The organism is Kitasatospora sp. NPDC001539, from assembly GCF_040298565.1.
GTDB lineage: Bacteria > Actinomycetota > Actinomycetes > Streptomycetales > Streptomycetaceae > Kitasatospora.
The window spans coordinates 1-12,194 of sequence record NZ_JBEPAK010000215.1 but is presented as its reverse complement, the minus strand read 5'-3'; the positions used below and the strand labels follow the sequence as shown (position 1 = coordinate 12,194).

The window sequence follows — 12,194 nt, the reverse complement described above, 5'->3', positions numbered from 1 at the left end:
GCCCCTGTGGAACTCCCCGCCGGGGCCGGGGTCGCGACGGGCCCGGCCCGGAACACCGCTCGGCCGCACGGTTGCTAGGGTCGGGGCATGGCACCGAGCAGCGCGAACCCCCCGGGGCGGCTCCGGCGCGACGCGCAGCGCAACCGCGACCAACTGCTCGCCGCCGCCCGCGAGATGTTCTCCCGGCACGGCCTCGACGTGCCCCTGGACCAGATCGCCAAGGAGGCCGGCGTCGGCAACGCCACCCTCTACCGGCACTTCCCGACCCGCGAGGCGCTGATCGCCGAGGTCTTCGCGGACGCGGGCGCCGCCCTGGCCGCGGCAGGGCAGGAAGCCCTGGCCGCCGAGGACGCCTGGACCGCCCTGGAGCACTACTTCGCGCGGATCTTCGAACTCGTCGCCGCCGACCGGGGCATCAACGACCTGGTCACCCAGGCCATCCCGGCGATCCCCGGCATGATGGAGATCAGCCGAGGGCACGCCGTCACCGTCGGCGCCCTCATCGCCCGCGCCCAGCAGCAGGGCACCATGCGGCCCGACGTCGTCACCATGGACCTGCTCTTCCTGCTCGGCCCGCTCTGCCGCGCCCTGCCGGCCGCCACCGAACTGCGCCCCGACCTCTGGCGCCGCTACCTCGCCCTGCTGCTGGACGGCTTCCGCGCGCAGGCCGCCCACCCGCTGCCCGTCCCGCCGATCGGCGAGGAGCACCTGGACCGGATGTTCGCCGACCTCTGGGAGGCGGAGGCGCCCGAGGCCTGATACCCGGCGAGCGGGGTATCAGGGTGGCGTACGGAACGGCCGGCGCGGCGTCAGGGCGGTGTCAACAGCGCGGCCGCGCAGGGTGCCGGGCCGCTTGGGTGGAGCGACACGGGTAGGGCGACGCGACGGTGCGGCACCGATCGGCACGGACGAGAGGCGGGTTGAGCGGGCATGGCGGGGACGGATGCGGACGAGGGTCGGATCGTGGTCGGCGTCAGCGGCTCGCTCGGCAGCCTCGCCGCCCTCCACCACGCGGTCGCCGAGGCCCGGCGCAGGGATGTCGAGGTCCTGGCGGTGCTGTGCTGGATCCCGCCCGGGGACGAGTACGGATTCCGCCGCTCGGTCTGCCCGCCGGCGCTCGACGCGGGCCGCGACGCCGCCGTGGCGCGACTGCGGCAGGCGCTCGACAAGGCCTTCGCGGGTGGTCCCGTCGGCGTCCGGCTGCGCGGCCAGGCCGTCCGCGGGGAGACCGGCCACACCCTGGTGCACTGCGCGGACCGGCCGGGGGACGTCCTGGTGCTCGGCGCCGGCCGCGAGCGGGGCCGGCTGTCCAGGCTGTTCGCGCCGTCGGTCGCCGCCTACTGCGTGCGGCACGCCTCCTGCCCGGTGCTGACCGTGCCGCGCCCGCCGCTCCAGCGCGACCTCGAAGCGCTGGAACGCGGGCACGGGCTGCGGGAGTTGATGTCGGGCGTCGAGGCGTCGCGCCTGAGGCACAAGGCGTGAGGCGTGATGCGTGAGGCTTGGGGCGTGAGGCCTGAGGCCTGAGGCACAACGACCGACGCACAACTCGCCTGGCCGGAGGAGAGCCACGGGCGATCAGTGCCCCGCCGCACGCCGTGACTCGGAAGAAAAGGCCTGCCAGGTGCCCGACGCGGACCATGCCGGGCGCAAGGCTGTCTGCCCGTGCCAGTGCCATGCCCCCGGTGTCATTCCCCGGGAGCCTCCGCCACCGGCACGCACTCGGCGAGCAGGTCGACGACGTCGCGCCAGGCCCGCCGTGCGTGCTGCGGGTGGTAGCCGACGCCGGGGACCGTGGGGTGGTCGACCGGCGGGTGGTGGAAGGCGTGCAGGGCGCCGCCGTAGACCGTGAGGCGCCAGTCGACGCCTGCGGCCTGCATCTCGGCGGCGAACGCGGTCCGTTGCGCGGGCGGCATGATCGGGTCCTCCGACCCGACCCCGGCCCACACCGGGCAGCGGATGTTCGCCGCCTCGCCCGGCCGGCCCGTGGTCAGGGCGTTGACCGTCCCGATCGCGCGCAGCTCGACACCGTCGCGCCCGAGTTCCAACCCGACGGCGCCCCCGGTGCCGTAGCCGACGGCGGCGATCCGGTCGGGGTCGGTCCGCGGTTCGTCGCGCAGCACGTCGAGCGCAGCATGGCCGATGCCCCGCATCCGGTCGGGATCGGCGAGCAGCGGCATGCACCGGGCCAGCATCTCCTCGGGGTCGCCCAGATAGCGCCCGCCGTGGAGGTCGAAGGCCAGCGCCACGTATCCCAGCTCGGCGAGCGCGTCGGCCCGGCGGCGCTCGACGTCGCTGAGCCCCATGCCCTCCGGTCCGAGCAGCACCGCGGGTCGGCGGTCGGTACCCGCCGGGAGGGCGAGGTGCCCGACCATCGTCAGGCCGTCCGCCGGGTACTCGACCGTGCGCGTCGTGATCGTCCTCATGGGACGGACTGTAGTGAGCGTCGAGCCCGGTCGGGTTGATGCTCTGCTGCGGGCAGATCAGCGCGTCCTTCGGGAATGCGGGGGCGGGACCCGGGGCTTCGACTTTGTTCCGGTGCCCCGCCGACGTGCACTTGAGTGACACCGCCGGTAGTCGTGCCGCCGCCCCGGAAGCTCTCAGGCGGCAGCCGCCGGCCACGGCAGTCCGGCGGCCCGGGCGAGGACGGCGGCGGTCCGGCGGCCGGTCTCCAACCTGTCGGGCTCCGTGGCCGGCACGCAGCGCTGGGCCCGGGGGTCGTAGACCGTCATGATCACACCGGCGTGGTCGGTGGGGAGTTCGAGCAACTCGGCCGCCGGCACGAGGGTGTGGAGTTGGCGGGTGAGCTCGGCGGGCACGATCTCGTCCGCAGTGCCGAGCACCAGCCGGATCGGTACCGGGGACGGAGCCGCGCGGAGCACGTCGAGCGGGCTGTCGCCGGTGGTGGTGGCCGGGCGGCCGTACGCGGAGGCGATGCCGACGGCGGCGGTGGGCCGCAGTTCTCCCGGGGTGTCGGGGTGGGTGGCCACGGCGATCGCCTCCCGGCCGCCGAGCGACCAGCCGGCCAGGACGAAACGCTCCGGGTCTCCTCCGTACGCCACGGCGTTGCGGCGGGCGAAGGCGAGCGAGGCGACCAGTTCGGCGCGGCCGCCGTCCGCGCGGTCGGAGCGCCAGTCCGGGACGAGCACCAGCAGGCCGAGTCCGGCGGCCTCGCGGGCGAGGGTCGCCATCACGTCGCGCTCGTCGGGGCCGGAGCCGTGCCAGAGCAGCACGACCGGGGCGGCCGCTCCGGCGCCGGCGGCGGGGCGGTGGACGTCCAGCAGGCGCCCGTCCGCGTACGGAACGACCTCTGGTTGAGCGCTCGTCATGCAGGGTTCGCCTCCGATTCGGTGCCTGATCACGCAGCTGGTACTGTACTTCCTGTCGCGAGGGAGATGATCTCTCGTCAGGCGTCAGTGGTGCTACCAGAGCACGTCCTACTTTCAGTAGGAAGAGTCCGTGCGACCCGGGCCTGGCGCTCCATCGTCGGACGGGGTCCGGTGCCTTTCCAGGTGCCGGGCCCCGTTCGCGTTCTCCGGCTTCCGGCTTCCGTCTGCGGCTGCCGGCCGAGTGGGCGGTCGGGCGGATCGTTCGTGGTTCGGCACCGGGGCGCTGACCTGCTAGTCTTCTTCCTGTCGCGAGGGAGATGATTCCTCGTCAGGCGTCAGTGGTGCTACCAGAGCACGTCCTACTTTCAGTAGGAAGAGTCCGTGCGACCCGGGCCTGGCGCTCCATCGTCGGACGGGGTCCGGTGCCTTTCCAGGTACCGGGCCCCGTTCGCGTTCTCCGGCCGGAGCCCCCGGTGTGTCAGGCGCGAAGGACCGAGCCCGGCGGCCCGTGGAGGGGAGTACGGGAGAGCGGGGCGGGCCACGCGGGCTCAGGCGGCGTCCCCGGCTCCGCCGGCCGGCGCGGCGACCAGGACGAACTCCGCGCCGGCGTCGTCCCGGACCAGCGCGGACCGGCCGAAGGGCGTGGCCTCGGGGCCGGCGAGCACACTGCCGCCGAGGGCTCGGACCCGGTCGGCGGCGCGGTCGGTGTCGGCGGTGGCGAAGTGGGTGCGCCAGGAGGCGGACCGTTGCCCGTCCACCGGGCCGATGCCGCAGGCGGGCAGGCCCGCGGCCCGGGCGAGGGTGTGTCCGGCCCGTGGGCGGTCGTAGCCGTAGCCGAAGACCCGCCGGTAGAAGAGACGGGCGGCGTCCGGATCGGGGGAGAGGTGCTCGTTCCAGGTGAGCGTGCCCGGCTCGTTCACCAGCCCGGAGCCCTCGACGAGGTCGCCCTGCCAGAGGCCGAAGGGCGCGCCGAGCGGGTCGACGGCGAGGGCGGCGCGGCCCTGGTCGGGCACCTGGTACGGCTCCCGCGTGATCCGGCCGCCGTGGGCACGGACCAGCGCGACGCTGCGGTTCAGGTCTCCGCAGGCGAGGTGGGTGATCCAGGCGGCGGGCTCGGCCGCGGAGGCGGGGACGATCGCCGCGACCTGCGCGCCGTGGTGGGTGGCGACCACCTCGCCCGGGCCGGTCGGCACGAAGTCCCAGTCGAACAGCGCGCCGTAGAAGTGCTGCGCCCGGGTGACGTCCGGGGTGGTGAGCACGACCCAGCACGGGACGCCCTCGTGGTACCTGCCCGCCTTCGGCATGCCGTCCTCCCGGGCCCGTGGTTCCGGTGGTGTGGATCCGGCGCCGTCGTTGCGTTGCGTGGTTGCGGTGCCGGTCGTTCCCGTGCCGTCGTCCTGGCGGCCGCCGACGTTCCGGTGCCGTCGGTCCCGTGCGGCGGGAGGCGGCGGTCTGCGTGGTGGCCCTCCCCGCCAGCCTCCGCGCCCGGCGGGGAGGAGGCAAACCGGGGCTCAGCCGACCCCGCGCGGACGGAACTGGATGCTGATCCGCGGGCCCACCGGCCGGGCCGTCTTCGGGATCGCGTGCTCCCAGGTGCGCTGGCACGAGCCGCCCATCACCACGAGGTCCCCGTGACCGAGCGGTCGCCGGACGACCGCTCCGCCGCCGGACCGCGGTCGCAGCGCGAGGACGCGCGGCTCGCCCACGGACAGGATCGCCACCATGGTGTCCTCGCGGGCGCTGCGGCCGATCCGGTCGCCGTGCCAGGCCACGCTGTCCCGGCCGTCCCGGTAGTAGCAGAGCCCGAGGGTGCGGAACGGCTCGCCCAGCTCCTGCGCGTAGTGCCGGCTCAGCGCCGCCCGGGCCTCGCCGAGCACGGGGTGCGGCGGCTCGGCGTCCGCGGTGTAGTACGCGAGCAGCCGGGGAACATCGACCGTGCGCTCGTACATCTCGCGCCGCTCGGCCCGCCAGGGCACGGTCGCGGCCAGCTGTTCGAACAGTTCGTCCGCGCCGTGCAGCCAGCCGGGCAGCACGTCCAGCCAGGCGCCGTTCCCGAGCACCAGCCGCCGCAGGCCGTCGAGCGGGCCGAGTCGGATGCCGCCGGTGTCGACGTCGTCGAACAGGGAGGGCTGGAGGTGGTGGACGGTGCTGCGCATGGGGTCAGCGTACGCCTCGAATCGAACGGATGCTCGAACAGTCGGGTGTGGGGGCCGCCCGGCCTCGAAGTCCCCGGGGCTTCGGGAGACCCCAGCCCTGGGGAGGCCCCGGACTTGGGGGCGCGAGGCTTCGGAGAACCCCAGGATTCTGGGGTACCCGGCGGGCCGGGCCGGTCGAAGACTGTCGGTATGGACACCAAGGAACAGAACAAGAGCACGGTCACCGCGTTCATCGACGCGCTCTTCACCAAGGGTGACCTCGAGGCGGTCGACGAGTACCTCGCCGAGGACTTCGTCAACCACGACCCGCCGCTCGGCGGCGCCGCCGACCGGGAGGGGATGCGCAGGGCCGGGGCGATGTTCCGGTCCGCCTGTCCGGACTGGCACAGCGACCAGCACCTGGTCGTCGGGGAGGGCGACCTGGTGGTCGAGCACTTCACCGCGAGCGGCACCCACCGCGGCGAGCTGCTCGGCGCGCCGCCCACCGGTCGAACGCTCACCCTGCCGGGGATCAACATCTTCCGGCTCCGCGACGGGCGGATCGTCGAACGGTGGGGGCGCCTCGACGAACTGGGGCTGCTGCGCCAGCTCGGGCTGGCCCTGGTGTGACCGGGGCCCCGGCGAGTAGCGTCGATCCCGTGGCGGCATCGCTGGTGGAACGCCGGACGGCCGGCCTGGTCGACCGGTGCTACGCCGGGTCGGACCCGGCCCGGCTGCGGCAGGACGTGTTGCCGCGCCTGCTGCGGCTGGTCCCCGCCGACGCCGTGTTCTTCGCGGCCGCCGATCCCGACTCACTGCTGTTCACCTGGAGCGCGGCGGACGAACCGCTGGTCGGGGAGGCCGCCCGCTTCCTCGACAACGAGTTCGGTGCGGCGGACGTCAACAAGTTCGCCGAGCTGGCGCGCTCCGCCGATCCGGTGGCCAGCCTCGGCCGGGCGACCCGGGGCGACCTCGCCGCCAGCCCCCGGTTCCGGGAGATCATGGCGCCGCTCGGGCTCGGCGACGAGCTCCGGGTGGCACTGCGCGCCGGCGGCAGCTGCTGGGGGTTCCTCTGCCTGCACCGTGAGCGGGCGGTCAACGGCTTCGACGACGCGGACCTCGCGGTGCTGCGGACCGTCGCCCCGCACCTGGCCGAGGGGTTGCGGCGCGCGGTCGCCCTCGGGCTGGCCGGCTCGACTCCCGCCCGGACCGCCGCCCCCGGGGTGCTGCTGCTCGACGCCGATGGCGCGCTGCTGTCCGCCAGTGCGGAGGCCCGGGACTGGCTGGCCAGGCTGGAGCCCGCCGACTTCCCCTCCGGCGCCCGGCTGCCGGTGGCCGTCAGTGCGGTGGCCGCGTGGCTGGCGAGGCTCGACCGCGAGCCGGCCGAACGGGTTCCGCCCCCGACGGTGCGGGTGCGGGACCGCTTCGGCGCGTGGTGGACGGTGCAGGCCAGCCGCCTCACCGGGCCGCCCCGGCCGCAGACCGCGGTGATCGTCGAGCCCACACCGCCGCAGCAGCGGTACTCGCTGCTGCTCGGTTCCTACGGGCTGAGCCCGGCGCAGACCCGGGTCGCCACCCTGGTGCTGCGGGGTCGCTCGACCCGTGAGATCTCGGCCGAGCTCTGCATCTCGCCCAACACCGTGCAGGAGCACCTCACGGCGGTCTTCGACCGGCTTGGCGTGCGCAGCCGCCGGGAGCTGGTCGCGCTGGCACTGGCGGGCGGCGGCCGCCGCCCGGCGGGAGTTTGAGGACGGGCCCTTAGCCTGCCGGTATGGCGATCAACGGTTTCGGGGCCACCGAGTTCCAACTCGTTCTGCTGCGGCGGATGGCCGACTACCAGCCCGGCCTGGTCGAGGACGCGCTCCGGCGGCTCGGGGCGACCCGCGCCTCGATGCGGGAGGCCAACAAGCGGTGGCAGGCGATGGTCCGCGCGCCCCGGTTCCCGCGCGGAGCCGGCCGGTACGGCGCCGTGCTGGGCCCGGCGGAGGCGAGCCTGCCACGGCGGATCGGGGACCTGGCGTGCGTGGCGCGGCAGTGGGCGCTGCCGCTCTGGCCGGAGCTGCGGTTCGAGGTCCTGCTCGGTCCGGCGGAGATCGGTGCGCCGGTGCTGAACGAGTGGTTGGTCCGGGCGGCCGACGCCCCGGTGCCCGTGCTGCGGACGGTGGCCGACCTGGCGCCGTGGAGCTGTGTGGTGGGGGACGTGGGCGCCGCCTTCCCCGGGGCCGTGCCGCGCGAGGGGAGCGCGCCGACCAGGTTCCAGCTGGACTTCGAGGCACCGGACGCGGACGGGCGGGTGGGCGCGTGGACGGCGGACTTCACCTGGGGCCTGGTGCAGGAGGTCCGGCCGAGGGCAGCCCAGGGCAGGTGATCGTCCGGATGATGCAAGGCGATATTCAGTGAATGCCTTTGATTTGCAGGCCGAAGCGGGATTGTGGCAGCATAATCGCAGACACTGAACAGTCCAGGTATCGGAAAGCGAAGGATCATGTCGGACGTCGCGCGCGTCATCGTCGGAGTCAGCGGCTCGCTGCACAGCCTCACCGCGCTGCACCGCGCGGCCGAGGAGGCCCGGGCCCGGCGGGCCGTGCTGGTCCCGGTGCTCGCCTGGACTCCGGTCGGCGGCGAGCGCAGCTACCGCGCCCGGCCCTGCCCGCCGCTGCTGCGCGCCTGGCGCGACGCCGCCGAGGCCCGGTTGGAGTGCGCGCTGGAGCAGGCCTTCGGCGGACTGCCGGTCGGCGTTCCGGTGCGACCGCTCGTCATGCGCGGCGAGCCCGGCCGGGTGCTCACCGAACTGGCCGACCGTCCGGGCGACCTGCTGGTGATCAGCACCGGCCGCCACGGCTCGGTGCGCGGACGACTGCGCCGGCTGCTGCGGGGCTCGGTCAGCCGCTACTGCCTCGACCACGCCCCCTGCGGCGTGCTCGCCGTCCCGCCGTCCACCCTGCACGACGACCTGCGCGCGCTGCACCGCGGCATCGACCTGCGGGAACTCGTCGCTGCCTGACGGCCCGTCAACTCCGGTGCACGGTCCGGCCGCCGACCACCGTACGGACCGGCCGCAGGTCCCGGAGGGCGGCCGCCGGGCAGGTCAGCGGATCCAGCGGCCACAGGGTGAGGTCGGCGAGCATGCCCGGCCGCAGGCAGCCCCGCTCGGCGCTCTCACCGGTCAGCCGGGCGGCGTTCACGGTGTGCAGCGCGACCGCCTCGGCCCGGCCGATCGCGTGCTCCGGGCCGACCACCCCGGCCGTGGTGGAACGGGTGGTCATGCCCCACACCGACACCATCGCCCCGTACGGGCCGACCGGGAAGTCCGAGCCGGCCGAGAGCTGCGCCCCCTCGTCCAGCCACTCGCGCAGCGGGAACAGCGCCGCGGTGCGCTCCTCGCCCCAGGCCCGCTGCTGGGCGAGCGCGCCGTCGTGCAGCAGCGGGTGCTGAACCGTCACCGGGACGCCGAGCGCGATCGCCCGTGCCCGCTGGTCCGCCCGGGCCAGGCCGCCGTGCTCCACCACCAGCGTGCCCGGCGGCAGGCCGGGGCGGCGCTTCAGCACCTGCTCGAAGGCGTCCAGCAGCACCCGCAGCCCGCGGTCGCCCCACGCGTGCACGCCGACCCGCCAGCCGCGCTCGACCACCCGGTCCACCGCCGCGAGCAGTTCCACCGGCTCCCAGAGCAGCCGCCCGTGGTAGCAGGGCTGCCCCTGGTACGGCTCCTCCAGCGCACCCGCCTCGAAACCGCCGTCGATGCCGAACTTCACGCCCCACAGCCGGAGTCGGTGGTCGTCCCGGCCGCCGGCCCGCCAGTCGTCCATCCGGTCCAGCAGGGCGTCCACCTGCTCCGGGGTGCGGGCGGTGAAGCCGGAGACCAGCGCCCGCACCCGCACCGCGAGCGCGTCCTCGGCGCGGGCCGCGTCCAGCACGTCAAGGTCCTCGACCGGGACCAGGCAGTCGCGCACGGTGCCGATGCCGGTGGCGGCGTAGTCGGCGGAGGCGGCCCGCAGGCCGTCGATCCGCTCGGCCAGGGTCGGGCGGGGCAGCACCCGCTCGACCAGTTCGGTCGCCCGGTTGACCAGCCGGCCGGTCAACCGGCCCCGCTCGTCGCGCTCGATCACCCCGCCCGGCGGCGCCTCGGTTGCCTCGGTGATCCCGGCCAGTCGCAGCGCGGCCGAGTTGAGCACCATGTTGTACGCACCGCGCCGCACCAGCACCGGGTGGTCGGCGGTGGCGCCGTCCAACTCCTGCGTGGTGGGCAGGCGCTGCTCCGCCAGCGCCACCTCCTGCCAGTTGACGGTGGTGCGGATCCACTCCCCGGCCGGGGTCCGGGCGGCGCGCTCGCGGATCAGGCCGAGGAACCCGGCGAGGTCGGGCGCCCGGTGGACGGGGACGCCGCGGACGCTGTGCGCCGCCAGGATCAGGTGGGTGTGGGTGTCGTCGAAGGCGGGCAGCACGGTCGCGTCCGGGGCGTCCACCACCTCGGTCCCGGGCCCGATCAGGGCGTCGAGGCCGTCGGGTGCGGCGGAGAGGGCGGCGATCCGCCCGCCGGTGACGGCCACCGCCCGCTGCGGCGGCTCGCCGGGCGTGCGGCCGGGGTCGAGGGTGTGGACAGCGGCGGCGCGGATCAGCAGGTCGGCGGGGGAGGGGTCGGTCTTTCCGGCGGACATGGCGGCTCCTGGGATTCGGACAGTCCGGTGACCTTTTCGACGTACCGCAGACTGGGTTCGGCGAGCCGTCCGTGCAACTCGGTGAACACGGCGCGGGCCGGGACGGCGTTCCAGTCGGCGGGCAGCAGCGGCTCCGGCAGTCCGGGGTCGAGGTAGGGCAGCCGGCGCCACTCGGTGAGCATCGGCACGTAGGCGCGGAACGCCTCGACCGGGTCGGTCCGGTGCTGCCCGCGCAACTGCTCGGCGACCGGCCGCCAGGCGTCGGTGAACGCGGCGTACTGCGCCTCGATCGCCGGGAGGTCCCACCAACTCGCCACCGCCGTGCGGAGCTCCGAGAAACCGGCGTACTCGGCGGAGAGGAAGAGGTGGACGTAGGCGCTCAGGCCGAGGCGCTCCAGCAGCCGACGGGCGTCCGGCAGCAACCGGGCGGGCGCCAGCCAGACGCCGGGGGCGGCGTTGCCGAAGCCGAGCCAGCTGAGCCGGGAACGCAGCTGGTGGCGGTGGGCGCGTTCGGACTCGGGCACCGAGAAGACCGCCACCACCCAGCCGTCGGAGAGCTCGGCGGGCTCCAGACTGTGGAAGATCCGCCGGTCGCCCTCCTCGAACACCGGCTCCATCGCGGGGGCGAGCCGGTAGCCGGTGCCCGCACGGCGCTCCTGGAGCAGGGTGCCCGCCTTCTTGAGCCGGGATATCGCCGAGCGGACGGCCGGGGCCTCGACGTCCAGCTCGGCCATCAGCGCGATCAGGTCGGCGATCGATATCCAGCCGCCGAGGCGGCGGACGTACTCGCCGTAGACGGTGTGGATCAGGGAGCTGGGCCGGGGTGCGCTCTCCGACATTCCGGGCCCTCCTCCCGACGGCTGGGGGTGATCATAGCGGTGGTGCCGCCCGGCGGGCGCGGGCACCCGTGGGTCCGCCCTGTGGAGGCCTTCGGGCGGACCGGCAGGTCTGCGCGTGGACCGGCCGGCCTGTGCGGGGACCTGTGGGGGCCTGTGGGTCGGCTTCACGGGGCCGGGCGCCTGACGGGCCCTACGCGTAGGCGCCGGAGAGCAGGTGCCCGGCGCCGGGGGCCACGGCGGGCAGGCCGAGGGCGCGCAACAGCTGGTGGGTGGTGCAGATCGAGGCGGAGACCACCGGCTTGCCGAGCTGCTGCTCGGCCTCCGCCACGGCCGCCAGCGAGGGCATCTGCACGCAGGCGGAGAGCACCACGGCGTCGGCCTCGGCGTGGGCGAGGCCCTTCGCGATCGCGGGCAGCCTGGCCGGGTCGTGGGCGGCCACGTCGAGGTTGTCGGCGATCTCCAGCGCGACGTGGTCGAGGACCTCGATGCCCTCCTGGGCGAGGTAGTCGACCACCGTCCGGGCCAGCGGCCGCAGGTAGGGGGTGACCATGGCGACCTTCTCGGCGCCGAGCGTCCGAAGGCCCGCGACCAGGGCACCCGCGCTGGTGACCACGGGCGCGGGAGCGCCGTTCTCCACCGTGCGGCGGTGCAGCCGCCGTTCGGCCTCGCGGTGGTAGCCGGGACCGGTGGCCATCACGGCGACCAGGCAGGCGTAGCCGATCACGTCGACCCGGGCGTCCGAGAGTTCGGCGGCGCAGCGGTCCGACTCGGCGTCCATGGCGCGCAGTTGCTCCGGGGTCACCCTGGTCATCCGCATCCGGCTGGAGTGGAAGGTGAACCGTTCGGGGGCGACCGCCTCGCGGGCCCGCAGCAGGGCGGGCACCTCGGTCTCCATGGTGACGTTGGAGCTCGGGACGATCTGGCCGATCCGGTACGTCGGCATCAGCGGGTACTCCCTTCGGCGCGTGCCCGGTCCGGGCGGCGGGCGGGTGGATCGCGGGGACGGGCGGCGGTTCGCGGGGCAGCGGATGGTGGATCGCGGGACCGCTGGGTGGCGGATCGGGAGCGGGGGGTGGCGGATCGCGGGACCGCTGGGTGGCGGATCGGGAACGGGGGGTGGCGGAACGCGGGGCCGGCGGGGGGGGGGGGGCGGGGGGGGCGCCCCCCCGCGGGCGCGGGGGCGGGGGGGCGCCACCCGGGTGGTGTGGGTGGCGCTCCCCAACGAAGTGGGGGGGGCCA

13 protein-coding genes are annotated in these 12,194 nt (G+C 75.1%); 6 read left to right on the top strand and 7 right to left on the bottom strand.

Annotation, left to right across the window (positions count from 1 at the left end; genetic code table 11):
* Positions 1-87 precede the first annotated feature (87 nt).
* Together ABT247_RS26195 and ABT247_RS26190 are read left to right on the top strand one after the other, a co-directional pair.
* Entirely contained in the window at positions 88-759 is a 672-nt protein-coding gene (locus ABT247_RS26195; RefSeq protein WP_350746707.1) for a TetR/AcrR family transcriptional regulator, read from the top strand.
* A 171-nt stretch (positions 760-930) separates the two neighbouring features.
* Entirely contained in the window at positions 931-1,482 is a 552-nt protein-coding gene (locus ABT247_RS26190; RefSeq protein WP_350746704.1) for a universal stress protein, read from the top strand.
* 203 nt (positions 1,483-1,685) lie between these two features.
* Here the strand turns inward: ABT247_RS26190 and ABT247_RS26185 are convergent, their stop codons facing one another.
* The 4 genes from ABT247_RS26185 to ABT247_RS26170 all read right to left on the bottom strand — a co-directional run bounded on the left by ABT247_RS26185 (position 1,686) and on the right by ABT247_RS26170 (position 5,482).
* On the bottom strand, positions 1,686-2,423 hold the full coding sequence (locus ABT247_RS26185; protein ID WP_350746702.1) for a dienelactone hydrolase family protein: 738 nt from the start codon (positions 2,421-2,423) through the stop codon (positions 1,686-1,688).
* Positions 2,424-2,597: 174 nt separating this feature from the next.
* Positions 2,598-3,326 (bottom strand): alpha/beta hydrolase, encoded by a 729-nt coding sequence (locus ABT247_RS26180; RefSeq protein WP_350746699.1) that lies wholly within the window; start codon positions 3,324-3,326, stop codon positions 2,598-2,600.
* 548 nt (positions 3,327-3,874) lie between these two features.
* A complete protein-coding gene (locus ABT247_RS26175; protein ID WP_350746697.1) occupies positions 3,875-4,630 on the bottom strand; it encodes a VOC family protein in 756 nt (251 codons plus the stop codon).
* 207 nt (positions 4,631-4,837) lie between these two features.
* Positions 4,838-5,482, bottom strand: a complete 645-nt coding sequence (locus ABT247_RS26170; RefSeq protein ID WP_350746694.1) for an alpha-ketoglutarate-dependent dioxygenase AlkB — start codon at positions 5,480-5,482, stop codon at positions 4,838-4,840.
* A 189-nt stretch (positions 5,483-5,671) separates the two neighbouring features.
* Between ABT247_RS26170 and ABT247_RS26165 the strand changes: the two genes are divergently transcribed.
* The 4 genes from ABT247_RS26165 (at position 5,672) to ABT247_RS26150 (ending at position 8,465) form a co-directional block, all read left to right on the top strand.
* Positions 5,672-6,091, top strand: coding sequence for an ester cyclase (locus tag ABT247_RS26165; protein WP_350746692.1), 420 nt, complete (start codon positions 5,672-5,674; stop codon positions 6,089-6,091).
* A gap of 29 nt (positions 6,092-6,120) precedes the next feature.
* A complete protein-coding gene (locus tag ABT247_RS26160; protein WP_350746689.1) occupies positions 6,121-7,209 on the top strand; it encodes a LuxR C-terminal-related transcriptional regulator in 1,089 nt (362 codons plus the stop codon).
* Between the two features lie 23 nt (positions 7,210-7,232).
* Positions 7,233-7,829, top strand: coding sequence for a hypothetical protein (locus ABT247_RS26155; RefSeq protein WP_350746686.1), 597 nt, complete (start codon positions 7,233-7,235; stop codon positions 7,827-7,829).
* 117 nt (positions 7,830-7,946) lie between these two features.
* A complete protein-coding gene (locus ABT247_RS26150) occupies positions 7,947-8,465 on the top strand; it encodes a universal stress protein (protein ID WP_350746683.1) in 519 nt (172 codons plus the stop codon).
* A 7-nt stretch (positions 8,466-8,472) separates the two neighbouring features.
* On the opposite strand, the gene ABT247_RS26145 is transcribed toward ABT247_RS26150, so the two are convergent.
* The 3 genes from ABT247_RS26145 to ABT247_RS26135 all read right to left on the bottom strand — a co-directional run bounded on the left by ABT247_RS26145 (position 8,473) and on the right by ABT247_RS26135 (position 11,898).
* Positions 8,473-10,116 (bottom strand): amidohydrolase, encoded by a 1,644-nt coding sequence (locus ABT247_RS26145; protein ID WP_350746680.1) that lies wholly within the window; start codon positions 10,114-10,116, stop codon positions 8,473-8,475.
* Positions 10,074-10,955: a PaaX family transcriptional regulator gene (locus tag ABT247_RS26140; RefSeq protein ID WP_350746677.1), complete on the bottom strand. Its 882-nt coding sequence runs from the start codon at positions 10,953-10,955 to the stop codon at positions 10,074-10,076. The genes ABT247_RS26145 and ABT247_RS26140 overlap by 43 nt, the downstream gene beginning before the upstream one ends.
* A 190-nt stretch (positions 10,956-11,145) precedes the next feature.
* Positions 11,146-11,898 carry a maleate cis-trans isomerase family protein gene (locus ABT247_RS26135; RefSeq protein ID WP_350746674.1) on the bottom strand — a complete coding sequence of 251 codons (753 nt, stop codon included), beginning with the start codon at positions 11,896-11,898 and terminating at the stop codon, positions 11,146-11,148.
* Positions 11,899-12,194: the final 296 nt, after the last annotated feature.

Coding starts and splice junctions, on each gene's coding strand:
- ABT247_RS26195 (WP_350746707.1), top strand. CDS start 88: ATGGCACCGAGCAGCGCGAACCCCCCGGGGCGGCTCCGGCGCGACGCG.
- ABT247_RS26145 (WP_350746680.1), bottom strand. CDS start 10,116: ATGTCCGCCGGAAAGACCGACCCCTCCCCCGCCGACCTGCTGATCCGC.
- ABT247_RS26150 (WP_350746683.1), top strand. CDS start 7,947: ATGTCGGACGTCGCGCGCGTCATCGTCGGAGTCAGCGGCTCGCTGCAC.
- ABT247_RS26170 (WP_350746694.1), bottom strand. CDS start 5,482: ATGCGCAGCACCGTCCACCACCTCCAGCCCTCCCTGTTCGACGACGTC.
- ABT247_RS26140 (WP_350746677.1), bottom strand. CDS start 10,955: ATGTCGGAGAGCGCACCCCGGCCCAGCTCCCTGATCCACACCGTCTAC.
- ABT247_RS26190 (WP_350746704.1), top strand. CDS start 931: ATGGCGGGGACGGATGCGGACGAGGGTCGGATCGTGGTCGGCGTCAGC.
- ABT247_RS26135 (WP_350746674.1), bottom strand. CDS start 11,898: ATGCCGACGTACCGGATCGGCCAGATCGTCCCGAGCTCCAACGTCACC.
- ABT247_RS26165 (WP_350746692.1), top strand. CDS start 5,672: ATGGACACCAAGGAACAGAACAAGAGCACGGTCACCGCGTTCATCGAC.
- ABT247_RS26155 (WP_350746686.1), top strand. CDS start 7,233: ATGGCGATCAACGGTTTCGGGGCCACCGAGTTCCAACTCGTTCTGCTG.
- ABT247_RS26180 (WP_350746699.1), bottom strand. CDS start 3,326: ATGACGAGCGCTCAACCAGAGGTCGTTCCGTACGCGGACGGGCGCCTG.
- ABT247_RS26175 (WP_350746697.1), bottom strand. CDS start 4,630: ATGCCGAAGGCGGGCAGGTACCACGAGGGCGTCCCGTGCTGGGTCGTG.
- ABT247_RS26185 (WP_350746702.1), bottom strand. CDS start 2,423: ATGAGGACGATCACGACGCGCACGGTCGAGTACCCGGCGGACGGCCTG.